The following is a 23,903-nucleotide window of genomic DNA, read 5'->3' as shown; positions in this document are numbered from 1 at the left end:
GATTGATAATCTTCACCACCCCTTTGGCTTACGAATTGTCCTACCATTAGATGCCACAAGCGGGTCCGGGAATTGTGATCTCGCCAGATGGGATTTGCGAACATGTCGAACGAATGACGCTACATTCTTCAATTCAGCATTAGGCTGCCTACCATCTAACCAAACCAAACCCACTTTTAGCCCTAGTTCGCTAGTTACAATTCGAACCGGCTCAATCAAATCGGTATCTTGGGACAGGAGCAGCGCTAAATCATATCGCCCATGCCATCCATCATTCACAAGGTGGACGGCCAAATTCACATCAGACCCCTTCTCTTCTGTGTCGTGAATTTCAACAAACTGACGCGGATTCGAACCAACGACCGGCCTGCGTTTTGTCTTTGATAGAAACTTTCCATAATGCAAACGAAGGGACGGGAGAGTCGACAGTGCACTGAAGAGTATTTGTTGACGCCGCGGCGCATCGGGATCACCTGCCCGGGAACTCACTCTAGCAGTAAAATATCTAATCGCCTCAAGCTGATCTTGAGGACGTAATAGTTCTTCAGAGAGTTTTTGAAGGTTTAGCCATTTGAATTGGGTGCCTTTGAGAGCACGATAATACAAATTGAAGCCGTCTACATAGACATAGACTCGCAAGTTCCCCCTCCCAAACGACAAAGGCCGTCGAGACTTTCGCCCCAAACGGCCCTTGAGCTAACGGCACGCCGCTAGCGGGTATGTTGTAAATATAATCAGTCGGTCTTCTTTGTCAAATTTATTCTTGACATTTTCCATAAACCGATTCCGCTCGATACATAGCTTTAACGCATTGATTTCAAAAGTCTTTGCCGACTCGGTGTCGCCTTTTAGCGCACACGCGCTATTCAATTAATTGGCAGAGTATAGCCCAAGAGGCACACTTAGAAAGCCCGAAATTTCACCATAAAGCTTCTTCCCAATGTCGCCCCTTAACCCAGCCGTTAACCCTTTCAGGCATTGTCTTTCCTCAAGAAGCACGGGGTGTTTCAGGCAAAAAGATTGCGGCGGGGGGTAGCGGGGCAGAGCAATATGCGTTAAGAACGCCGCGCCCGATCATTTCAAAAGTTGCGCAGATTGGCCATGACGAGAAACAAAAAAGCATTTACCGACGAAGAAGCGCTGCGTTTTCACGCCCGGGGCAAACCCGGCAAGCTGGAAATCACCCCCACCAAGCCCATGGCCACGCAGCGGGACCTTTCGCTCGCCTATTCGCCCGGCGTCGCCGCGCCGGTGCGCGCCATCGCCGAGAACCCGGACACCGCCTACGACTACACTTCCAAAGGCAACATGGTCGCGGTGATCTCCAACGGCACGGCCATTCTCGGTCTCGGCAATCTGGGCGCGCTTGCCTCCAAGCCCGTGATGGAAGGCAAGGCGGTGCTCTTCAAGCGCTTTGCCGATGTCGATTCCATCGATCTTGAGATCGAAACGGAAGATGTCGATGCTTTCATCAATTCGGTGCGCTATCTGGGACCGTCTTTCGGCGGCATCAACCTGGAAGACATCAAGGCGCCGGACTGCTTCGTCATCGAAGAGCGCCTGCGCGAATGCATGAACATTCCCGTCTTCCATGACGACCAGCACGGCACGGCGATCATTTCCGCCGCCGGTCTCATCAACGCGCTTTATCTGACGGGCAAGGACATCAAGGACATTACCGTCGTCGTCAACGGCGCAGGCTCGGCGGGGATTGCCTGCCTCGAGCTGATCAAGGCGATGGGCCTGCCGCATGATCAGGCGATCCTTTGCGATACGAAGGGCGTCATCTATCAGGGCCGTGAAGAAGGCATGAATCAGTGGAAGTCGGCCCATGCGGTGGCGACCGACAAGCGCACGCTCGAAGAAGCGGTGAAGGGCGCGGATGTCTTTCTCGGCCTTTCCGTGCAAGGCGCGCTGACCCCTGAAATGGTCGCCTCCATGGCCGACAAGCCGATCATCTTTGCAATGGCGAACCCGGACCCGGAAATCACGCCGGAGGAAGTCGCCGAAGTGCGCGACGATGCGATCATGGCGACGGGCCGCTCGGACTACCCGAACCAGGTCAATAACGTTCTCGGCTTTCCTTACATCTTCCGCGGCGCGCTCGATGTGCGCGCGACGACGATCAACGAAGCGATGAAAATCGCCGCCGCCGAGGCGCTGGCGAAACTTGCGCGCGAAGACGTGCCCGATGAAGTGGCCGCCGCCTATCAGGGCGAGCGCCCGCGCTTCGGTGCAAGCTACATCATCCCCGTGCCCTTCGATCCGCGCCTTATCCGCGAGATTCCCTCCGCCGTTGCGAAAGCGGCGATGGATACCGGCGTTGCGCGCATGCCGATCGTCGATATGGAAGGATATAAAAACAAACTCTCCGCCCGCCTCGACCCCACCCAAGGCTCGCTGCAGGTGATCTATGAACACGTCAAACGCGACCCCAAGCGCGTCGTCTTTGCCGAAGGCGAAGAAGAACGCGTCATCCGCGCCGCGCTCACCTTCCGCGATCTCGAACTCGGCCACCCGGTGCTGATCGGCCGGGAAGAGCGCATCCGCGAGACGATGCGCTCCATCGGTCTCGATTCCAGCACGGCGCTCGAAATCGTCAATTCGCGCGTTTCCGACCGTGCCGACGCATACGCGGATTTTCTCTACAAACGCTTGCAGCGGCGCGGCTATCTGCAGCGCGACTGCCTGCGCATGGTCAATAACGACCGCAATGTCTTCGGCGCCTGCATGGTCGAGCAAGGTGATGCCGATGCGATGGTGACGGGGGCGACGCGCAATTACGCCGTGGCGCTTTCCGAAGTACTGCGCGTCATCGACCCCTTGCCGGGCTCCCGCGTCATGGGCATTTCCATGATTATCGTGCGCGGGCGCACCGTGCTTGTCGCGGACACCAATGTGCACGACATGCCGAGCGCCGAGGAGCTGGCCGATATCGCGATGCAGGCGGCGGAAGTCAACCGCCGCCTCGGCCAGGAGCCGCGCGTCGCGATGCTGGCCTATTCCACCTTCGGCCATCCCTCGGGCGAGCGCTCGACGCTGATGCGCGAGGCAACGGAAATTCTCGACAAGCGCGGCGCCGATTTCGAATATGACGGGGAAATGGCCGCCGACGTGGCGCTCAGCAAGGAAGCGATGGCGCTTTATCCCTTCTGCCGCCTTTCGGGCCCGGCCAATGTGCTGATCATGCCGGCCATTCATTCCGCTTCCATCTCGACGAAGATGCTGCAATCGCTGGGCGGGGCGGAAGTGATCGGCCCGCTTCTGACCGGTCTTTCCCGGCCCGTGCAGATCGTCAATCTGGGCGCGACGGTTTCCGATCTCGTCAATATGGCAGCTTTCGCCGCGTACGACCTCGACAGCACCTCGCGCCTCGTGCGCTAAGGCGCTTCGACAAGGAATTCCCCGTGAAGGCGTTGCCAGAGCCCGGCAGCGCCTTCATAGTATCCGCACGCGTGACAACACATCACAAGCGGAGGCCCCCATGCGGTTTGCATTCATTCCCGCGCTCATCCTGGCGCTTGCCCCGGCACTTGCAAGCGGCGCGCTTGCCGGTGAAACGCCGGCGCCCGAAGGGGCGGAAGTTTATTTCATTACGCCGGAAGACGGCGCGGCGGTTTCAAGCCCCGTTACCGTGCGCTTCGGGCTGAAAGGCATGGGCGTTGCGCCTGCCGGGATCGACAAGGACCATACCGGCCATCACCATCTGCTGGTCGATACGCCGATGCTGGAAGGCGAGGCACTGGATTATTCCATTCCCGCCGACGAGAACCATGTGCATTTCGGCGGCGGCCAGACGGAGACGACGATCGAGCTGGAACCTGGCACGCACACGCTGCAATTGCTGCTGGGCGACATGAACCACATTCCGCATGACCCGCCCATCGCGTCCGAGCAGATCACCATCACAGTCGAGTAAAGGCAGCACCGGCTGGAAATGCAAAAGGCGGCCTCATGAGGCCGCCTTTTCATTTGCGCGCTATGGGATGGGGCGCGGATTACTTGTTGGCGAATTTCGTGAAATAGCGGTCGTTGATGCGTGAGACCGGGAAGAGGATCAGCACATCGGTGGTGCCGAACTGGCTGTCCACCACCGCGCCGTCGCCGATATAGCAGCCCGCGCGGATGTAACCTTTGATCATCGGCGGCAGGGCGCGCAAGGCCGAGCGCAGATCGATCTCATCCGGCGCCATGCGGTTCATTTCCACATACTGATCATCGAGCGCGCGCACATACCACTCATCCGGCGTCAGGAACTCGTGATAGAGATAGGAGAGGGGCAGGGCGAGCTCGTCCGGGTCCGTCGTTTCGAAACTCGCGCAGCCGAACATCACGTCGAGCCCGTGCATGGCGATATAGTGCCCGATGCCGTGCCAGAGCAGTTCCACCGTCGGCTTGTTGCGGTAGGCAGGCAGCACGCAGGAACGGCCAAGCTCCAAAAAGCGCAGGCCTTCTTTACGGGCGCGGGCAAGCAGCGGCTCGATGTCATATTCCCCGGCCGTATAAAAGCCGCCATGGGCATCGGCCACGTCCTGGCGCAGCAGGCGGTAACAGCCGACCACCGCTTGCGGGGGCACGCCTTCGCCCTCCCAGCCTTCGGCCAGCTTGTGGTCGATCACCAGAAGGTGGTCGCAAATTTCATCGAACCGGTCCATGTCGCGGCGGGTCGCCAGCGCCGTGGGGTCCGGGACCGCGGACATTTCTTCGTAGAAAACGTGATAGCGCAGGGCCTGGGCCGCATCGATTTCTTCAGGCGTCTGTGCCAGACGCACTTCCAGCGCCCCGCGCCGACCGAAGGTCGCGGCGTTTACGCTTGCGTCCGTCTGCTGCACCGGCGTGCCGTGCGCAGACACCGCCTCTTTTGACCGTGCCATGCCCGAACCCATACCAACTCCAGGGGCTGTTCTTTCGGCGGTGATCGTAGTGAGACTGCCCGTCATTTGCACTATCCTTTCATTAACTAGGCTAAGCGTGCAAGGAGCCTGTCTCTTTTTGAACCTGAATTATGACCCTGTGATGTCACACTTAAGGTCCTGATTCTACTTTTAAATCCCCGCTCTCCGCGGCCTTGGAGGCCGATTCGATGGCCCCGCGCCGCTGCAGCCAGGCCAAAAAAAGAAGGCCGGGAAGGGCGGCAAGCGCGGTCAGCGAGAAGAAGACCGCCCAGCCGCTCAGCGCCACCATATAGCCCGCGCCGGCGGAAAAGACGGTGCGTCCCGTCGCCGCCAGAGCCGTCAACAGCGCGAACTGCGTTGCCGTCACATCGCGGGCCTGGCAGAGATGCGAGAGGAAGGCGACGAAGACAACCGTGCCGAGCCCGCCCGTCACCTGCTCCACCGCCACCGCGCCTGCCAGCACCAGCACATCGTCGCCCGCGAGCGCCAGCACCACGAAGGCGAGATTGGAGAGAAGCTGCAAAATACCCGCAATCCAAAGGCTGCGGGTCATGGGCAGGAACTTCATCATCGCCCCGCCGAGAAAGCCGCCGGCCAGGACCATGGGAAAGCCCACCCCATTGGCGATGCGCGTATAGGTTTCCTTTTCAAAACCGATATCGAGCGCGAAGGGGCCCATCAGCGTGCCGGCCAAGGCATCGCCGAGCTTGAAGAGCAGCACGAAAAGGAGAAGCGAAAACCAATCGGGTTTTTGCGCGAACTCGGTGAAGGGGCGGATCACCGCATCCTCAAACCGCTCCTTCGGGCTCATATGCGCCTGGCGGGCCTGAACTTCCGCATTGCCTTCCGGCTCGCGCGCCAAAAGCACGGCGGTCATGCAGGCGGCGATGAGAAGGGCCATGGCGCCGTAGCCCGCGCTCCAGACCCAGTCCTGCGAGACACCGGCCCCTTGCAAGGCCGAGACGATTTCCACCGTGCCCGCGCCCGAGGCCAGAAGCGCGATGCGGTAGGCGGCAACGTAATTCGCCATGCCCGCCGCATATTGGGTTTCATCGAGGCTTTCGATGCGGAAAGCGTCGATGACGATATCCTGCGTCGCCGAAACGAAGGTGACGGCGAGCGCGGCAAAGGCCATGACGAGAGGGGCGGCTGCCGGATCCACCAGCCCCATGGCCGTAATGGCAAGAACGAGCAGAAGCTGGCAGCCGAGCAGCCAGCCGCGCCGGCGCCCGAACAGACGCGTCAAAAGCGGGAAGGGCAGCGCATCGACGGCAGGCGCCCAGATGAATTTCAGCACATAAGGAATGCCGACCAGCGCGAAGAGGCCGATCGTGCCGATATCGACACCTGCCTCGCGCAGCCACAGATTGAGCGTGGAATGGGTGAGCGCCAGCGGCACCCCGGCGGAAAAGCCGAGCACCAGAATAACGAGCACACGCGGCTCGGTATAAACGCTCCAGGCCCGCAGCCAGTTGGCGGCGAAGCGGGCCGGCCAGGCAGGTTTTTGCGGCTCTTGCATGTTCTTCCCCCAAAAGCGGCGCTACCATACGTGTCCGGCGTAAAAACCGCGAGAAAAGATGATGGAAAAAACGGCGGACCTTTGCCTGAGACGGGCAGGGGAAGCGGATTGCAAAACCCTCTCCGCCATCGCTTTTACCGCCAAAGCCCATTGGGGCTATGACGCAGCTTTCATGGAAGCCTGCCGGGCGGAGCTGACCTTCGATGCGGGCCGGGTCAAGGCCGAACATATCGTCATTGCCGAGCGCGGCGGCGCGCCCGCCGGGTTTTACTCGCTGCTGCCGGGCGAGGCGCCGGGCTGCGGGGAGGTGGAAGATATGTTCGTTCTGCCCGCCCATATGGGCAAAGGCATCGGGCGGGCCCTGATGGAAGATCTCATCCGCGCGGCAAGAACGCGCGGGCTCACGCGCCTGGAGGTCGATGCCGACCCCCATGCCCGCGGCTTCTATGAGAGGATGGGGTTTACGGGTTTTACCGCCTCGCCGTCAGCCTCCATTCCGGGCCGCGAGCTGCCCCGCCTTTACCGGGCGCTTTAGGCAGCGGCATAAGCCGACCGCCGCCCGGCCCATTGCGAAAGCGCGGCCTGCAATTCTTCCGGCATGACGGGTTTGGAGAGATAATCGTCCATGCCCGCATCGAGACAGGCCTGCCGGTCTTCGACCATGGCATTGGCGGTGAGCGCGATGACCGGTACTTGCGACCATTCGGCCCCGAGCGCGCGAATGCGTTTCGTTGCTTCGAAGCCATCGACCTCGGGCATATGCAAATCCATCAGCACGAGATCGAAATAGCCGCCTGGCTCACCCTTCAGCGCCTCGACCACTTCGGCGCCATTATCCACCATCCTCACTTTGTGGCCTTGGCGCTCCAGAAGCGTGCGGGTGAGAATGGCATTCAGCTCGTTGTCTTCGGCCACGAGCACGCTGAGCCCCTTGCCGGTCTCCTCCGGCACGGTTTTATAGACGGGCACGGCCTGCCGTTCCACCGCCTCTTCCACGCCTGCCTGAAGACGGCGCTTGAAAGAAGACTGGCGCACCGGACGCACAAGATATCCATCGAACGTATCAGGCGGCGTGACGCCGGGCGCGACGATGACGAGGGTGCGGGTGCCCGCTTCCTTCAAAAGCCGTGCGATTTCATCGCGCCGCGCTTCCATATTGCGCTCGCAAATGAAGGCAATGTCCGCCGGGCCTTCTTCTATGGCGGCAAAGCCTTGCGAGACATGGGCCCCCATATTTTCCAGCAGATGATGCATGGCGCGCGCGGTCATGGGCGCGGCAATGGCAATGAGCGCGCGCCGCCCATCAAGATCGCGGGCCGAAGGCTGCGCGGCTTCTTCCACATCGCATTCGATCGTAAACGCGAAAGTCGAGCCTACGCCCTTTTCGCTGACGACCGAAATCTCGCCGCCCATCACCTCGACAAGGCGCTTGGAAATCGCAAGGCCGAGGCCCGTGCCTTCAAAACGGCGGGCAAGGCTTGAATCGGCCTGGGAGAATTCATCGAAGATGCGCGCGGCATCCTCCTCGCTCATGCCGATGCCGGTGTCTTCGATCGTGACTTTGAGCCGCGTGCGCCCCTCCGCCGCCGGCATGTCGCCTGCCTGAGACACATGAATGAGCACGCCGCCTTTTTCGGTGAACTTCACCGCATTGCCGGCAAGGTTCATGATGATCTGGCGCAGGCGGATTTCATCGCCCTTGAGAACGCGCGGCACATCCGGATCGACGATGGAGGCAATGTCGATGTCTTTTTCAAACGCACGGGCGGCCAGAAGCTCCGTCACGCTTTCGATGAATTCATGCGGGCTGAAAGGCTCGTTGTCGAGATGGATCTTGCCCGCCTCGATTTTCGAATAATCGAGAATGTCGTTGATGATGGCAAGCAGTGAGCGGCCGGAATCGCGCACCGCCTCGGCATAGGAGCGCTGCGCGGGCACAAGCTCGGTGTCGAGCAGAAGCTGCGTCATGCCGAGCACCGCATTCATTGGTGTACGGATTTCATGGCTCATGGTCGCAAGGAAAAGGCTCTTGGCCTTGTTGGCGCGCTGGGCTTCTTCCAGCGCCTCGCCAAGCTGCTGCTCGACGAGTTTGCGGTCCGTGATGTCGCGGCCCATGGTCTGAATTTCGACGAGCCGCCCGTCTTCGTCGCGGATGGCAAATTCTTCCCAGGCGAACCAGCGCGGGCCCCGCGCGGTGACGACATGCTGGTCATAGCGCACCCGGTAAGGCGGCAGCGCGAGACCCGCGAAGTCGCCGAAATAAGCGGGGATTTCCCCCTCCGGCACTTCAGGAATAAAGACCGAGCCGATCACCTCATCGCGCGGCACGCCGAAAGTCTGGCAGAACACTTCATTGGCGTAGGTGGTAAAGCCGCGCAGGTCTTTCCTGAAAATCACATCGCCCTGCGCATCGATCAGCGTGCGGTAGCGCTCTTCGCTTTCTTTCAGTTCCCAATTGCGGTCGGACAGGGTTTCAACCCGCGCCTCGAAGGCGGCGCGCTGACGGGAGGCCTTGCGGCGCTCCTGCAGATAAAGCAGGCCGAAAACCGAGGCCGCCCCCGCCCCGATCACGCCGGTGCCGGCCATCAGGCCGAGCAGCATATCCGCGCCCATCATGAACTGCGTTCCCCTTTGAACCCCTAACCCCCCGCGATACGCCCGGGAGGGTCTGCCTTACGCCTTTTGCGCCGCGGCGGCACGCGCCCGGCCCGGAAAAGACTTCCAGCCTGGCCCGGAGAAGTTACAAAGGGCTTAAAATGCCCCGGATTGTGCGGGTTTCAGTCGCCTTACGCCGCCGCCCCGAGCCGCCCTGCGGCAAGCTGGCGGTAGGAAAGCGCCTCGGCGATATGGAGGCGGCCGACGGAAGGCGCGCCTTCCAGATCGGCAAGGGTGCGGGCGACGCGCAGCACCCGGTGATAGCCGCGGGCGGTGAGCTTCATGGCCTCCGCCGCCTCGCTTAAAAGCGCCCGGCCGGGTTCATCGGGGCTTGCCACTTTTTCCAGAAGCTCGCCCTCGGCCTGGGCATTGAGGAACGTGCCTGCCTGAAGGAGCGTGCGCGCCTCGCCCTCGCCGCTTTTGTGACCCCCAGTCACGTCGCCATAACGCTCTGCCTGGATTTGCCGGGCAAGGGCGATGCGCGCGGCAATATCGGCGGAGCTTTCGGCAGGCGGCGGCAGCGCCAGGTCGGCGGCGGAGACGGCAGGCACATCCACATGAATGTCGATCCGGTCCATCAGCGGGCCGGAAAGTTTGGCCTGATACTCGCCCACACAGCGCGGCACCCGGGCGCAGGCCTGGCTCATATCGCCTGCATGGCCGCAGCGGCAGGGGTTCATCGCGGCGATGAGCTGGAACCTCGCGGGATAGGTGATATGGGCATTGGCGCGGGCGACCACGGCCTCTCCCGTCTCGATGGGCTGGCGGAGCGAATCGAGCACCTGGCGGGAAAATTCGGGAAGCTCATCGAGAAAAAGGACGCCGCCATGGGCAAGCGAGACCTCGCCCGGTTTTGCCCGGTGGCCGCCGCCGATAAGGGCGGCCATGGAGGCGGAATGATGGGGCGCGCGGTAAGGGCGCCGCCGCGTCAGGCGCCCTTCTGCAAGCTGGCCCGCCATCGAGGCGATCATGGAGGTGTCCAGCATCTCGCGGGCGCCGAGCGGGGGCAGAATGCCGGGCAGGCGCGCGGCCAGCATGGATTTGCCGGAGCCGGGCGGGCCGACCATGAGCATGTTGTGCCCGCCGGCCGCGGCCACTTCCAGCGCCCGCTTGGCGCTTTCCTGGCCCTTGATGTCTTTCATGTCGGGAAGGGGGCCTGCCGGTTCTTCCGCCTTCAAAGGCAAAGGTTCGGAAAGCGACTGGCTGCCCTTAAAGTGATTGATGAGCTGAATGAGGTTTTTGGGCACCAGCACGCCTGCCGTTTCGGGTCCGAAACCAGCCCAGGCCGCTTCGGAGCCGCAGCCATGGGGGCAGATCAGGCCCTTGCCTCTTCCATTGGCGGCAACGGCGGCGGGCAGCGCCCCCGTCACCGGGGTCAGCGCGCCGTCAAGCGCCAGCTCTCCGATCGCGACGAAACGGGAAAGGTCCTCGGCACCGATGACATCCATCGCCGCCAGAAGGCCGAGCGCGATGGGCAAATCAAAATGCGAGCCTTCCTTGGGCAGGTCCGCCGGGGCGAGATTGACGATGATGCGTTTGGGCGGCAGGCCGAGTCCGAGCGCGGCAAGGGCGGCGCGTACCCGCTCGCGGCTTTCCCCCACCGCCTTGTCCGGCAGGCCAACTATCGTGAAGGCGGGCAGGCCCGGGCCCATCTGCACCTGCACATCGACGGGCCTTGCCTCCAGCCCCCAAAAGGCCACCGTTTCCACATGCGCGACCATGGCTGCTCCGCTCCCGCGCGCACAAGACGCGCGCTTGGCAAATTCCCCATTTCGCCAAGGCTAGCGAAGCAGGCGAGGCTGGACAAGAACATTTTGGGAACATGAACGTGTGCCACGGGCCGCGCACACGCATCGGGCGAGGGGCGGGGGCCAGCATCACCCTTCCAGCGGCGGGCCTTTCAGCTCGACGACATTGCCTTCCGGGTCGCGGACATAGATCGAGGGGCCATCGCCTTCGGCGCCGTAGCGGATGCCTTCGCCTTCCACCGGCACGCCAAAATGGGAAAAATGCGCGGCCAGCACACTTTCGCTCCAAGGCTCAATGCGCAGGCAGAGATGGTCCATGTTGCGCGCGCTTTCCGGCACGGCCTCCGCACCCGCTTCGGCGGGAACGAGGTCGATGATCGAGGCGCCGGCGCGCAATTGCTTCATCCCGATTTCCGGGATTTCGCGCTCAAGCTCGGCGCCGATCACATCGCGGTAGAAAGTCAGTGTCCTGTCCATATCGCGCACGCGCAGCACGACATGATCGAGACGCAAGGGTCTGAAAGGCGGCGGCATGGCTTCCTCCTTTCTCATGGTGAAGCAGAGATAGGCACAAGATGCGGCCCCGGCAAGAGTGCGCGGGGGCCCGCAGGGTGCACGATCAGCGCTTTTCCTCGATCGCGTCCCAGATGAGACCGGCAAGGTTGGAGCCGTCGAAACGGTCGATCTCCTGAATGCCGGTCGGGCTCGTTACGTTGATTTCCGTCAGATAATCGCCGATCACATCGATACCAACGAAGATCAGCCCGCGCCGTTTCAATTCCGGGCCGATCATTTCGCACAGTTCCTGCTCGCGCTTCGTCAGAACCGCTTTTTCCGGCCGCCCGCCCACATGCATGTTGGAGCGGGATTCGCCCTTGGCCGGCACGCGGTTGATGGCGCCGACGGGCGCCCCGTCCACCAGAATGATGCGTTTGTCGCCCTTGCGCACATCGGGCAGATATTGCTGGGCGATGAGCGGCTCGTTGGAGAGATTGCCGAAAAGCTCCAAGAGCGAGGCGAGGTTTTCATCGCCCTCGGAAAGGCGGAAGACACCCGCGCCGCCATTGCCGTAAAGCGGCTTAACGATGATATCCTTGAACTCGTCGCGGAAGGCGCGGATTTCGGCCTGATCGAGGGTGATGAGGGTGGGCGGCATGACGCCCGGAAATTCCGTCACGAAGAGCTTTTCCGGCGCGTTGCGCACCTCGCGCGGGTTGTTGACGACCAGCGTTTTGGGGTGCACGCGCTCCAGAAGATGGGTCGCGGAAATGTAATTCATATCGAAAGGCGGGTCCTGGCGCATCAGCACCACGTCCATGTCGGTGAGATCACGCGGGGCAAATTCGCCAAGGGTGAAATGCGCGCCCTTTTCCCGTTTCACGGAAAGCTCCGCCATGCGGGCATAAACCCGCCCGTCGCGCATGGAGAGCTGGTGGGGCTCGTAATAGAAGAGCTGATGGCCGCGGGCCTGCGCTTCCAAAGCCAAGGCGAAGGTGGAATCGCCGTTAATGTCGATCCCCGCAATGGGGTCCATCTGGATGGCTGTCTTCAAGCCCATGATCCGTCGCCTTCTTTTCGTTCAGCCGCGCGGGCGGTTTGCCGGAATGCAGTGGCGCACAAGATGGCGACGGGCGGGCCCGGATGCAAGGCGCTTGGGCGCTCACAAATTCCGGCGGGGTAAATTCCGGCGGACACAAAGAACCGGCTTAGTTGAGCTTCTTGCGCAGCCGCTCGAGAATTTGCGCGGCCTCGGTGGCAAGCGTCCAATTGTCCTGGGCGCGGGCAAGATCGACGGTCTGGCGGAAATCCTCCAGCGCATCGCCGTAGCGGGCAAGGCGGGTGTGGAGCTTGCCGAGATCGTAGCGGATGGCGGCTTCTTCGGGCGCGATCCAGCTCATGCGGGCGAGATATTCGGCGCCTTTTTCCTCGTCCCCGGCCTGGAGGGCGCGGGTCAGCAGATTGTTCTGGAGCCGTAACAAAACCAGGCGCGGGGTGACCGGCTGATAATAGTCCGGGTCGAGCCGGGCGCCGGGGCCCATCGCCTGCTCAAGCAGGAGACGCAGCTCGCGGGCGCTCATTTCCGCGCCTTTATTGAAAGGATCGAGGATCGCCATTTCCCCTGCCGCTTCGAGGCGCAGGACAAAGTGTGCCGGGAAATTCAGCCCCGTAATATCGAGACCCGCGGCATGACCCGCATGGAGATAAAGAATGCCGAGCGCCACGGGCAGGCCCTTGCGGCGGGTAATGACATCCACAAGATTGGCATTTTCCGGGGCGTCATACTGCTCGCGGTCGCCTTCATAATGAAAGCCGCGCCCGAGAATTTCCGAGAGCGCCTCCACCCCTTCGCGGGCGGAAAAGCTCTGGCCCGTGAAGCGGGCCTTGGCGGCGGCGGCAATGTCGCGCAAATGGCGCTCGCAGGCGGCAAGATCGGCATTCGGCCGGTCGAGCGCACCCAGCCAAAGAGCGGCATCGGCCAGCAGATCGGCGCGGGGCTCTTGCCCCCAATCCAGCAATGCCTGCCTGAGTTCGCCCCGATGCATGGCCTGCTCCCTTAGCGCGCGGCCGCGCCCCGGGCGCACCGCTTTACTCGTTCTACCTTGGACTCGTCTTAACCCTCCGTCCGAGCCAGACGGGCATTTACCCTGATCTATTCCTCAAGCGCCGCGCGCCGGTCCGGATCATCCTTCAATTGTACATGGCTTATGATGTTGCGCACACCCGAGATATCGCGGGCATGGTTAATAACGCGGGTCAGTTCGCGCTGATCCTGGGCGATGCCCATCAGATAGACCCAGCCGCGCACCGTTTCGATGGAGTAATTGATCGCCACGATGTCGGTATCGCGCATGATCTGCGAGCGCAGCTTGGAAGAAATCAGCGCATCCTTGGCCGCCTGCACAAGGCCCGCGCCTTCCGCGATACGGATTTCGCTGATCACCTCGCGCACGGCCTTGACGCTCCAGGCGATACGCACCGCCTCCACCCGCTCTTCCGGCCTATCCACGACGCCGGTGAGCAGCACGCGCCCTTCGCTCACCTGCGTCGAGACACGGGAAAAGAGCTTGTCATCGGCGGCCAGGAGACGGCGGTTGATCTCGACCTGAATGGAAAGATCGTCGGCCGCCGCTTCCAGTCCGCGCTCCTGGGAGGCGCCGATGCCCGCCGCCGCGCCCGCGCCGATCACCGTGCCCGTCACCGTGCAGCCGGCAAGGCCAAAACCGAGCACCGCCAAAAGCACTGCCTGAAGAAAAAATGAGGGAGAAGAAAATGCGCGCCCGCTTCTTGCCATTGCCTGCTTCACACTCCGCTAAATTGCCCGTGAATCATCCCCGCTCCGGAGCCATACGGCCCCGGCAAGCGTAGCATAGTGCAAATTGCGGCGGGAGTTGGGAGAGAGGCTAGCGGCAGGCGGCGTTCAGCTCGGCGAGCAGGGCACCCAGATCGGTGCGGTAATTTTCCGCCGCCTCGGCCAGCGTCATGAAAGGCGCCATGGGGCAGCCCGGACAATGCATGTGCCGGCGCAGAAAGACGGGCAGGGTGGCCGGATGCCGCCGCATCACCTCGCCCACGATGCTTTGCGCGGTAAGGCCCGCGTCTTGAAACTCCGTTTCCTTGAGATGTCCATCCATGACCACGCTCCTTCCCCCAGCTGCCATTGCATCATGAGGCGGGCAGGGGCGGGCGTCTTTGCGCGCGCGCAAGTTTTAGAAGGAATCACTCTTTAAGGGGCAGGTCTTCGGCAATGACGACGAGCGCATGCGGGTCGCGCACGGTCAGTTTCTGGCGGCCCAGCTCCACGACGCCGCGCTCCTGCCAGGCGGAAAGCGTGCGCGAGACGGTATGCAGCGTCGTGCCCGTCAGCTCGGCAATATCCTGCCGGGAAACGGGAAAGTCGATCAGAATGCCGCCTTCGACGCGCCGGCCCGCCTGCGCCACGAGCCGGGCAATGCCATGGGCGATGCGCCGCTCCACACGCTCGGTCTGCATTTCGCGCAAGCGCGACTGGGTGTCCTGCAAACGCCCGCCCATGGTGCGCATGGCGTTGAGCGCAATGCCGGGATAAGTCTGCGCGAGCGCGCCGATAGTGGCGCGCGTCCAGCCTAGCGCCCAGGAATCGGTTACAGCCGTCGCGGTGCCCGGATAAGTCAGTCCACCGCAAACGGCGACACAGCCGAACATCTCCTTCGGGCCGATATAGCGGATGATGATTTCCTGCCCCTCGGGCGTGACTTGCGTGACCTTCAGCCGCCCGGCAGAGAGCACATAGAAGGCGTCCGCTTCCTGATCCTGCTCGAAGGCGCGCTCGCCGGTTTCAAGCTTGCGCCAATGGGCGGCGGCGAGCGCCTCATCCTTACCGGATGGGTCGAGACCGCCGAACACGTCCACCGCATCGAGCAGCGCCGGATCGAGCTGTTTTTCCTGCAACGGCATGAGCGCGCCTCTCCCCAGTCAAGGCCCCCGTAAGGGCTCCACAGATTTTCGCGGCGCCCGGCAATCTGCCGGTTCTTTGTCCGCCCGCAAAGACGGAAAAGCCAAGGCTTTCTATCTTCGCCTCAAGTCAGGGCCGCATTCAACCGCTGCCTGCCTTGCAAAGGAGAATTTAGATGATGAAAACCGCTTTCCACGCCGCCATGGCCATTTTGGCGCTCACTGCGCCGGCACAAGCCGCCGAGGTGGAAGTGAAAATGCTCAACCGGGGCGAGGCCGGCATGATGGTCTTCGAACCGGCGCTGGTGAAAATCGCGCCCGGCGACACGGTGCGCTTCGTGCCCACCAATCCCGGCCATAACGCGCAGTCGCGCCCTGGCATGCTGCCGGAAGGCGCCGAGCCTTTCCAAGGCGCGATGGGCAAGGAGATCGCCGTCACCTTCGAGAAGGAAGGCGTTTACGGCTATGACTGCATGCCCCATTACGGCATGGGCATGGTGGGGCTCGTCGTCGTGGGCGATCCCTCCGCCAATCTCGATGAAGCCCAAGCGGTGAAACATCGCGGCAAGGCCACCGGCCGGTTCGAAGCACTTTTCGCCGCACTGAAAAACTAGCGCCTTCGGCAAGCTTCTCCTCCAGCTTGACGAAGGTTTAACGGCCCGCTTCTCCCGGCGGGCCGTTTCTTTATCTGCTTACGGACAAAATGACGCACCGCCCCTCAATGCACTGCCTCTTTGTCCGGGCGCAAATAGGTTTCTTCCATCTTCCCTCATAGTGGCCTCACTCAGCGACGACGACCAGGTAGACGAGCCGCCGCCAGCTGGATGACCGAGCTAGATGAGGAGTTGAAATGATGAAACCGCTGCTTGGAAAAACACCGCTTGGCAAAACATTGCTCGGCACGGCCGGAGCCGCCCTGATCCTGACGGGCATGGCCGGATGGGCGGGCGCTGCAAGTGCCGAAGAGGTGAGCATTACGCGCGATCCGGCCGAAGTGCCCGCGCCCATTACCCGCACCGAACCCGCCACCATTCAAGTCACGCTGGAGACGATCGAACGGGTCGCGGAGTTGAACGATGGCAGCACATACCGCTACTGGACCTTCAACAACCAGGTGCCCGGTCCGATGATCCGCGCACGGGTGGGCGATACGATCGAAGTGACGATGACCAACAATGAAGAAAGCTGGCTGCAGCACAATGTCGACTTTCATGCCGTGACGGGCCCGGGCGGCGGGGCGGAGGCAACGCTCGCCATGCCCGGCGAGACGAAGTCCTTCTCCTTCAAGGCGATGAAGCCGGGGCTTTATGTCTATCACTGCGCCACACCGACCGTCGCCCAGCATATCGCCAACGGCATGTACGGGATGATCCTGGTGGAGCCGGAAGAAGGACTGCCGGAAGTCGACCGCGAGTTCTATGTCATGCAGGGCGAGCTTTACACGGTCGAGCCCATCGGCACGAAGGGCGAGCTGACGGAAAGCTATGACCGGCTGATCGACGAGCTTCCCACACATTACGTTTTCAACGGCAAGGTGGGCGGCCTGACCAAGGACAAACCGCTGCAGGCGAAAGTCGGCGAGACCGCGCGCATCTATTTCGGCGTGAGCGGCCCGAACAAAACCTCCAGCTTTCATGTGATCGGCGAGATCTTCGACAAGGTCTATGACATGGGCGGGGTGAAAGCCCATACCGAAGATATCCAGACCGTCACGGTGGCGCCGGGCGGGGCGACGATCACGGATCTCAGCTTCGAGGTGCCGGGCACCTATGTGATTGTCGACCATGCGCTCAGCCGGGTCGAGAAGGGGCTGGCGGGTCATATCAAGGTGGAAGGGGAAGAAAACCCCGAGATCTTCCGCGAAAGCCTGCCGCAAAAACAGGCAATGGCTGAATAATCCGAGAAACCCCGGCAGCCCGAACTGCCGGGGTTTTTGATTCACGTCATGGCGGGAACTTGCAGCTTGCCTAAATTGACGATTATGGGATTGCAACACGGAACCTTCAGAATGGCCTTTGACGGCGCCCATAAGACAGCCGCCGCCGCGCTCAAAAAAGAGAGCGGCGAGGCGGCATTTCTGCGCGAGGTCCGCGCCTTTCTCGATGAGGCGTTGACGGAAGATTTGCGCGCCGCGGGCCGGGCGACGACCAGCACCCATTCGGCCATCGACGCCTGCCGTCTTTGGCATAAACGTCTTTACGAAAAAGGCTGGATCGCGCCTGCTTGGCCGAAAGCCCATGGCGGCACCGGCTGGAACGCGCGCCAGCGGATGCTCTTCGAGCGTGAATGCGCCGCGCGCGACGCGCCGGTGCTTTTTGCAGGGGGTCTGCGCAATGTCGGCCCGCTTCTGATTGAAATGGGCAGCGAGGCGCAGCGCGCGCGCTATCTGGAGCCAATCCTGAGCGGCGCACATCTTTGGTGCCAAGGCTACTCGGAGACGGGCGCAGGCTCCGACCTTGCCGCGCTTTCGATGAAAGCGGTCCGCAAGGGCGATGCCTATCTTCTGAGCGGCACGAAGATCTGGACGACGGGCGCGCATCTGGCCACGCATATGTTCGCGCTGGTGCGCACCGCTAGCGGCGGAAAACCGCAGGAAGGCATTACCTTTCTGCTGATCGACATGCAAAGCCCCGGCATCGAGATCCGGCCCATTCAAACGCTCTCCGGGGAAGCGGAATTCAACGAAGTGCGTTTCACCGATGTGCGCGTGCCCGTCAGTGAGCGGGTGGGCGAGGAAAACGGCGGCTGGCTCGTTGCCAAGCGGCTCATGCAATATGCCCGCAAGAGCAATACGACGACGGGCCTTCTGCGCCGCACCTTCCGTCTTGCTAAGGAGCTTGCGGCACAAGAAGAACTGGAAGCAGATTTCGCGCGCGCCTTCGCGGAAGCCGAGATCAGGCTCGAAGCGCTGGAGCGGGCCGAGGAAGCGGCCAATACGCAGCAGCCCGGCGCGCTCAACTCCTCGATGATGAAGCTGCTCGCAACCGAGCTCCATCAAAAGCTAAGCGCGCTTTATCTCGATCTTGCAGGGCCCGGCGGACTTGAAGCGCTTGGGCCGGAGGAACTTTTGACAGAGACGGCGCCCGCGCCGCCGCTTGCCCATGCCGGCGCAAAATATTTCGCCACCCGCGCGGCAAGCATTTATTCGGGCACGAACGAAGTACAGCGTAACATTCTGGCAGCAAGCGTCCTCGGGCTCGGCAAAGCCGTTTGAGGCGGGCCCCGAACCGAAAGCGAGATGCAATGGACATGACACGCACCGTTCCCAGACTTCTCTGGCTCGATAGCTTCCAGATGGGGATTCGCGAACTCGATAGCGAACACCGCGAACTCTTCGAGGAACTCAATCAGCTTATGGACTGTCTGGAGCAGGTGCCGGCGGGCGAAGAAGAACAGGCGGCGCTGAGCGCGCGCCTTGCCGCAATCATTACCCATCACAAAACCCATTACGCGCATGAAGAAACGCTGATGGCGCGGCGCAAATATGGCGGGCTCGAGGCCCATGCGCGCGAACACCGGCGCCTTGAAAAAGAAAGCGATCTGCTCTTTCAAGCTTTCACGGAATTACCGCCGCAAGCAGGAGAGGAGCGGCGCATACTCGCGCTGCGCATTCGTGAAGAATTGCTCGATCATTTTCTCCATTACGATTTGCGTTACAAATCGCACATGCTGGATGCGATGGGCCGCTAGGCTTTCTAGAGAAATCCATGCGCGCCGAGCACCGCCGCGCCGATCGTGATGGCGCTCAGCGTCAAGAGTACGACATGGGCCCGGTGCACGAGGCAAAAGGTTGCCTCCGGCGCCGCTTCCGCCTTGCGGTGAAACCAGGCGTGAAGGAAAAGCGGCTCGCCGATAAAGAGCACGAAGGTGAACACCGCCCAGACCAGCACCATGGCATGCATCCACCAGAAGGCGGGATCGAGAAACCGCTCCCACGCCTCCAGAAGCCAAGTCATGTAAAAGCCGCTGAGCCCGGCAAGCGTGACGGAAATTTTCGCCTGGCCGGAAAAACGCCCTTCCACGTCCTCGAAAAGCTGCAGCCGGTCTTCAGGGCGCGCAAAGCGCTTGATGGCGGGCAGGATAACGAGCGTCACCATGGAAACGCCGCCCAGCCAATGCACAAGGGCCAGCACATGCAGCGCCCGGGCCAGGGTCAATTGCTCGAACATTTGCCGCTCTTTTCCGTTGATCCATAGGCAGATTGATCGCCGCATATCCTGCGGCAATTGGTAACTGGCAGGCAAGTTTATAATATGCATACTAAATGCATCTATTACGCGGGCGGGGACCTCGCCCTGCCTTTCCGCCTGTTCTCAGGAGCCGCGCATGACCTCGTCAGCCAAGCGGATACGCGCTTATCAGGGACCGGTGCTGCTCAGTTTCGGCTTCCGGCCGTTCTTTCTCTTCGCCGGGCTTTGGGCCGTGATCGCGCTTTGCCTTTGGACCCTCATGGTATCGGGCGCCCTGACGCTGCCCAGTCATCTGGCGCCTGCCGACTGGCATGTCCATGAAATGCTTTATGGCTATATTCCCGCCGTCATCGCCGGATTTCTGCTCACCGCCGTGCCGAACTGGACGGGCCATCTGCCTATAACCGGCGCGCCGCTTCTGGCGCTTGTGCTGCTCTGGCTCGCCGGGCGTCTCGCGCTTTTCTTTTCCGCCTTTACGGGCGGACCCATCGCCGCGCTTGCCGATGTCAGCTTTCTTTTTGTCCTTGCCGCCGTGATCGGGCGGGAGGTGATTGCGGGCAAGAACTGGCGCAACCTGAAAGTCCTCGTGCTGCTCTGCCTGCTCGGCGCCGGCAATGTGCTTTATCATGTGGAAGCCATGCAGCCCGGCGCGGCTTACGGTTACGGCGCGCGGCTCGGCACCGGCGCCATTCTCTTTCTCATCATGCTGATCGGCGGGCGCATCATTCCAAGCTTTACGCGCAACTGGCTCGTGAAACAGGGGGAAGGGCGCTTGCCCGTGCCCTTCAACCGGTTCGACATTGCCGCCATGGCGGCGGCGGGCCTTGCGCTTTTAAGCTGGGCCGCGCTGCCCTTTCATGCCGCGACCGCCTGGCTTTGCCTTGTCGCAGGGGTCTTTCATCTTCTCCGGCTGGCCCGCTGGGCGGGTGAGCGCACCTTCGCCGAGCCGCTGGTGATCGTGCTCCACGCAGGTTATCTCTTCGTGCCGCTCGGCTTCTTCGCGCTTGCCGCCGCGCATTTCTTTCCCGCCTTTCTCGTTTATGGCGACGGGCTTCATGCCTGGACCATCGGCGCCATGGGCGTCATGACGCTGGCAGTGATGAGCCGCGCCGCGCTCGGCCATACGGGCCGCCCCTTAACGGCAAGTATGGGCCTCAGCCTCGTTTATATTTTCATCATTGCCGCAGCGCTTGCGCGCCTTTTCATGTCCGTTTCGGGTGCGCCGCAGCAATTCCTCTATCTCAGCGCGCTTTTCTGGATCGGCGCCTTTGGTGGCTTTGTCGTTCTGTTCGCCCCGCTTCTAGCCGGCACGCGAAAAGAGGGCGCCTGATGATTTTGCACCGCACACGGATAAAAGCGCCTTTCTCGCCGACGCCCCGCCGCGCGGCGGAAACGCAAGCGAAGGGCAGAAATTCCTTTCCTGCACTGGACGGTTACAAAGTAAATGTGCCAGTTTTCTTGGCGGGAGACTTGTCGGCCACTCCCGTCTGGCACCACTGCGTCCCGGTCCATGGGCACGCTGCCTGCCGGGATGTCCGGCCTTTCCCGCCCGTCTCATATTTCAGAAGCGTACCGCGTACCGCACCGCTTGGTGCCGTCGGACAGAACGCGCCGATACCACCACCCGGCAGCAACACATCTCACCCGGCCCGCACGGGCTTGGCGGACATCTAACGGCCGCAAGGCCAGAGGAACGAGAGAGCGCTTGCCATGACCAATACAAAAAAACTCTGGATATCCCTCGCCATTCTGCTCGTTGCCAGTTTCAGCGTGCTGTTGCTGATGGGCCGCGAGATTTATCAAAAAGCCCCGCCCATGCCCGAGCAGGTGGTCTCCACCGCTGGCGAAACGATTTACACCCGCGCCGATATGGAGCTCGGCCGGCGGGTCTGGCAATCCATGGGCGGCATGCAGCTCGGCTCGATCTGGGGGCATGGCGGCTATGTGGCGCCCGACTGGAGCGCCGACTGGCTGCACCGCGAAATCATGGCGGTGCTCAATGCCTGGGCGGCGGAAGAAGGCGCGGAAAATTATGCCGCGCTCTCTCCCGAACGCCAGGCAGCGCTGAAAGGCCGGCTCGAAGGGCTCTTCCGCACCAATACCTATGACCCTGCCACCGGCACCATCACGCTTGCCGAAGAACGCGCCCGCGCCATCGAGAAAGTCTCGGGTCATTACGAGCAGCTCTTCGGCAACGATCCCGCTTTCGAACCCTTGCGCGAAGCCTATGCGATGAAAGACGACACGGTGCCGGATGCCGAGCACCGCAAGGCGCTTGGCGCGTTCTTCTGGTGGACCGCCTGGGCCGCCGGGACGGAGCGGCCGGGTGACACGATCACCTATACGAATAACTGGCCGAGCGAGCCCTTGATCGAAAACCGCCCGCCCGCCAGCTCCTTCGTCTGGTCCGCCTTCTCGGTGCTCTTCCTGCTTGCCGGGATCGGGCTTCTGGGCTGGCATTACGCCGTCTCCCATGGGCGCGAAGAAGAGCCGCACGACCTGCCGCCTTTCGATCCCATGCGCGGCACGGTGGTCACGCCTTCGATGAGCGCCACGGCGAAATATTTCTGGGTGCTGCTTGCGCTCTTTCTCGTGCAGATATTGCTCGGCGCCATCACCGCGCATTATCAGGTCGAAGGCCAGGTGCAATACGGTTTCGAGCTTGCCAATGTGCTGCCCTATTCGCTGAGCCGCACCTGGCACACACAGCTTGCGGTGCTCTGGATCGCAACCGCCTGGCTCGGCACCGGGCTTTACATCGCCCCTGCCATTTCCGGCTATGAGCCGCCCTATCAGCGGCTCGGCGTCAACTTCCTCTGGATCTGCCTCATCATCATCGTGGTCGGCTCCTTTGCCGGGCAATGGTTCGCGGTGATGCAGACGCTCGGCCTTGAAAACAATTTCTGGTTCGGCCATCAGGGCTGGGAATATGCGGATATGGGCCGCTTCTGGCAGATCTTCCTCTTTATCGGGCTGGTGCTCTGGCTCGTGCTTGTCGGGCGGGCGCTTTGGCCGGCGCTGCGGCCGGGCGCGCCGGGCCGCTCGATCACGGGCCTCCTCTTCCTTTCCACCGTCGCCATCGGTCTTTTCTTCGGCGCGGCGCTCGCCTGGGGCGAGAACACGCATATCTCCATGGTCGAATATTGGCGCTGGTGGCTCGTCCATCTGTGGGTGGAAGGGTTCTTCGAGGTCTTCGCCACCGCCGTGATCGCGTTCCTTTTCACGCGGCTCGGCCTTCTCAAACTGCAGACGGCGACGGTCGCCGTGCTCTTCGCCACCATCATCTTCATGGCAGGCGGCGTGCTCGGCACCTTGCACCATCTTTATTTCGCCGGCACACCCACCGTGGTGCTGGCGCTCGGGGCGAGCTTCTCCGCCCTTGAAGTGGTGCCGCTCGCCTATATCGGCTTCGAGGCCTATCACACGTTCCGCCTGAGCAAGGCAACGCCCTGGATGGAGCGCTACCGCTGGCCGATCATGTTCTTCCTCGCGGTTTCCTTCTGGAACCTCGTGGGGGCGGGCCTCTTCGGCTTCCTCATCAACCCGCCGCTCTCGCTCTATTACATGCAAGGGCTGAACCTTACCCCGCTGCATGGGCATACGGCGCTCTTCGGGGTTTACGGGATGCTGGGGATCGGCCTCGTGCTCTTCTGCCTGCGCGGGCTTAAACCCGAGCTCGCCTGGAACGAAGGGCTGCTGAAAGTCTCCTTCTGGAGCTTCAATGTGGGCCTTGCCATGATGGCGCTCTTCACGCTTCTGCCGCTCGGCACGATGCAGCTGATCGAGGCGATCAATAATGGTTATTGGTCGGCCCGCTCGGCGGAATTCATGCAGCAACCCATCGTCGACCTTCTGGTCTGGATGCGGGTGCCGGGCGACACGATCTTCTCCATCGGCGCGCTGGCCCTTGTGGTCTTCGTGATCGGGCTCTGGGTGCGTCCGCGCTATCAGGGCGTGCCGACGGAAGAAGAAGAACGGGCGGCAACCACCAAGGCCCGGGCATAAGGCCCGCGCCCGTTGCGTCACAGCGGTATGCACGGCAGGATTTTGAAATGATCGAGTTCTATTTTGAAATCCGCGCCGTGCATATCGGCTCCGTCATCCTGAGCGGCCTCATCTTCTTCTTGCGGGGGGTGGGGCTGCACGCTTTTAAAGCAAGCTGGCCCATGGCCGCGCCCGTGCGCTTTACGAGTTACACGGTCGACACGGTGCTGCTCACCTCCGCGATGATGCTCACCGTCATCCTGCAGCAATATCCCCTCGCCGATCACTGGCTGACCGTGAAAGTCGCACTGCTGATCATCTATATCGTGCTCGGCGCCTATGGGCTGAAATACGCCAAGACCCCGCGCGCAAGGCTCGGCTTCTGGCTCGCCGCACTTGCGCTTTATCTTTATATTGTCTCCGTCGCCCGCGCCCATGACCCGCTGGGTGTTTTCACGCTGCTGCTTTGAAGGACATAAGA

The 23,903-nt window shown here is 61.9% G+C and carries 22 protein-coding genes; 10 read left to right on the top strand and 12 right to left on the bottom strand.

What is annotated here, in order from left to right; translation table 11 throughout:
• Positions 1-12: 12 nt before the first annotated feature.
• On the bottom strand, positions 13-639 hold the full coding sequence (locus M2A_RS17690) for an NYN domain-containing protein (protein WP_081875292.1): 627 nt from the start codon (positions 637-639) through the stop codon (positions 13-15).
• A 462-nt stretch (positions 640-1,101) separates the two neighbouring features.
• Between M2A_RS17690 and M2A_RS01455 the strand changes: the two genes are divergently transcribed.
• The gene (locus M2A_RS01455) at positions 1,102-3,384 is read left to right on the top strand and encodes an NADP-dependent malic enzyme (protein ID WP_045441969.1); all 2,283 of its coding nucleotides are present in this window, start codon (positions 1,102-1,104) and stop codon (positions 3,382-3,384) included.
• Between the two features lie 100 nt (positions 3,385-3,484).
• Positions 3,485-3,919: a DUF4399 domain-containing protein gene (locus M2A_RS01450; RefSeq protein ID WP_045441967.1), complete on the top strand. Its 435-nt coding sequence runs from the start codon at positions 3,485-3,487 to the stop codon at positions 3,917-3,919.
• Between the two features lie 79 nt (positions 3,920-3,998).
• On the opposite strand, the gene olsB is transcribed toward M2A_RS01450, so the two are convergent.
• Entirely contained in the window at positions 3,999-4,874 is an 876-nt protein-coding gene (olsB, locus tag M2A_RS01445; protein WP_244444352.1) for a l-ornithine N(alpha)-acyltransferase, read from the bottom strand.
• Positions 4,875-5,025: 151 nt separating this feature from the next.
• Positions 5,026-6,414: an AmpG family muropeptide MFS transporter gene (locus M2A_RS01440; RefSeq protein WP_045441964.1), complete on the bottom strand. Its 1,389-nt coding sequence runs from the start codon at positions 6,412-6,414 to the stop codon at positions 5,026-5,028.
• Between the two features lie 58 nt (positions 6,415-6,472).
• On the opposite strand from M2A_RS01440, the gene M2A_RS01435 reads away from it, so the two are divergent.
• Positions 6,473-6,949, top strand: coding sequence for a GNAT family N-acetyltransferase (locus M2A_RS01435; RefSeq protein WP_045441962.1), 477 nt, complete (start codon positions 6,473-6,475; stop codon positions 6,947-6,949).
• On the opposite strand, the gene M2A_RS01430 is transcribed toward M2A_RS01435, so the two are convergent.
• The 8 genes from M2A_RS01430 to M2A_RS01395 all read right to left on the bottom strand — a co-directional run bounded on the left by M2A_RS01430 (position 6,946) and on the right by M2A_RS01395 (position 15,251).
• A complete protein-coding gene (locus M2A_RS01430) occupies positions 6,946-9,030 on the bottom strand; it encodes a PAS domain-containing hybrid sensor histidine kinase/response regulator (RefSeq protein ID WP_052379114.1) in 2,085 nt (694 codons plus the stop codon). The genes M2A_RS01435 and M2A_RS01430 overlap by 4 nt on opposite strands.
• 170 nt (positions 9,031-9,200) lie before the next feature.
• Positions 9,201-10,790, bottom strand: coding sequence for a YifB family Mg chelatase-like AAA ATPase (locus tag M2A_RS01425; RefSeq protein WP_045441959.1), 1,590 nt, complete (start codon positions 10,788-10,790; stop codon positions 9,201-9,203).
• A 156-nt stretch (positions 10,791-10,946) separates the two neighbouring features.
• Positions 10,947-11,351, bottom strand: a complete 405-nt coding sequence (locus tag M2A_RS01420; RefSeq protein WP_045441957.1) for a VOC family protein — start codon at positions 11,349-11,351, stop codon at positions 10,947-10,949.
• Positions 11,352-11,436: 85 nt separating this feature from the next.
• Positions 11,437-12,375, bottom strand: a complete 939-nt coding sequence (gene gshB, locus M2A_RS01415; protein WP_045441955.1) for a glutathione synthase — start codon at positions 12,373-12,375, stop codon at positions 11,437-11,439.
• 148 nt (positions 12,376-12,523) lie between these two features.
• On the bottom strand, positions 12,524-13,360 hold the full coding sequence (locus M2A_RS01410) for a SirB1 family protein (protein WP_045441953.1): 837 nt from the start codon (positions 13,358-13,360) through the stop codon (positions 12,524-12,526).
• Positions 13,361-13,467: 107 nt separating this feature from the next.
• Positions 13,468-14,046: a BON domain-containing protein gene (locus M2A_RS01405; RefSeq protein WP_210210294.1), complete on the bottom strand. Its 579-nt coding sequence runs from the start codon at positions 14,044-14,046 to the stop codon at positions 13,468-13,470.
• A 172-nt stretch (positions 14,047-14,218) separates the two neighbouring features.
• Complete coding sequence (locus tag M2A_RS01400; RefSeq protein ID WP_045441949.1) at positions 14,219-14,449, bottom strand: DUF1858 domain-containing protein; 231 nt, start codon at positions 14,447-14,449, stop codon at positions 14,219-14,221.
• 85 nt (positions 14,450-14,534) lie between these two features.
• On the bottom strand, positions 14,535-15,251 hold the full coding sequence (locus M2A_RS01395) for a Crp/Fnr family transcriptional regulator (protein WP_045441948.1): 717 nt from the start codon (positions 15,249-15,251) through the stop codon (positions 14,535-14,537).
• A gap of 173 nt (positions 15,252-15,424) precedes the next feature.
• Between M2A_RS01395 and M2A_RS01390 the strand changes: the two genes are divergently transcribed.
• From M2A_RS01390 to M2A_RS01375, 4 genes are all read left to right on the top strand, one after another.
• Positions 15,425-15,862, top strand: a complete 438-nt coding sequence (locus tag M2A_RS01390; protein WP_052379112.1) for a pseudoazurin — start codon at positions 15,425-15,427, stop codon at positions 15,860-15,862.
• A 236-nt stretch (positions 15,863-16,098) separates the two neighbouring features.
• The gene (gene nirK, locus M2A_RS01385; protein ID WP_081875290.1) at positions 16,099-17,145 is read left to right on the top strand and encodes a copper-containing nitrite reductase; all 1,047 of its coding nucleotides are present in this window, start codon (positions 16,099-16,101) and stop codon (positions 17,143-17,145) included.
• Between the two features lie 111 nt (positions 17,146-17,256).
• Entirely contained in the window at positions 17,257-18,462 is a 1,206-nt protein-coding gene (locus tag M2A_RS01380; protein ID WP_045441947.1) for an acyl-CoA dehydrogenase family protein, read from the top strand.
• 35 nt (positions 18,463-18,497) lie between these two features.
• Positions 18,498-18,938, top strand: a complete 441-nt coding sequence (locus M2A_RS01375; protein ID WP_197052804.1) for a bacteriohemerythrin — start codon at positions 18,498-18,500, stop codon at positions 18,936-18,938.
• Between the two features lie 5 nt (positions 18,939-18,943).
• Here M2A_RS01375 and M2A_RS01370 read toward each other — a convergent pair whose 3' ends face one another.
• Positions 18,944-19,417 (bottom strand): hypothetical protein, encoded by a 474-nt coding sequence (locus tag M2A_RS01370; protein WP_045441945.1) that lies wholly within the window; start codon positions 19,415-19,417, stop codon positions 18,944-18,946.
• A 157-nt stretch (positions 19,418-19,574) separates the two neighbouring features.
• Here M2A_RS01370 and M2A_RS01365 point away from each other — a divergent pair, with 157 nt between their 5' ends.
• From M2A_RS01365 to M2A_RS01355, 3 genes are all read left to right on the top strand, one after another.
• Complete coding sequence (locus tag M2A_RS01365) at positions 19,575-20,768, top strand: NnrS family protein (RefSeq protein ID WP_045441943.1); 1,194 nt, start codon at positions 19,575-19,577, stop codon at positions 20,766-20,768.
• Between the two features lie 380 nt (positions 20,769-21,148).
• On the top strand, positions 21,149-23,443 hold the full coding sequence (locus M2A_RS01360) for a nitric-oxide reductase large subunit (protein ID WP_045441940.1): 2,295 nt from the start codon (positions 21,149-21,151) through the stop codon (positions 23,441-23,443).
• A gap of 47 nt (positions 23,444-23,490) precedes the next feature.
• Entirely contained in the window at positions 23,491-23,892 is a 402-nt protein-coding gene (locus M2A_RS01355) for a SirB2 family protein (RefSeq protein WP_045441937.1), read from the top strand.
• Positions 23,893-23,903 lie beyond the last annotated feature (11 nt).

The sequence above is a fragment of the Tepidicaulis marinus genome (genome assembly GCF_000739695.1).
Taxonomy (GTDB): Bacteria; Pseudomonadota; Alphaproteobacteria; order Parvibaculales; family Parvibaculaceae; genus Tepidicaulis; species Tepidicaulis marinus.
Note: the sequence above shows the minus strand (reverse complement) of the source record. Positions and strands in the feature narration are given on the sequence as shown.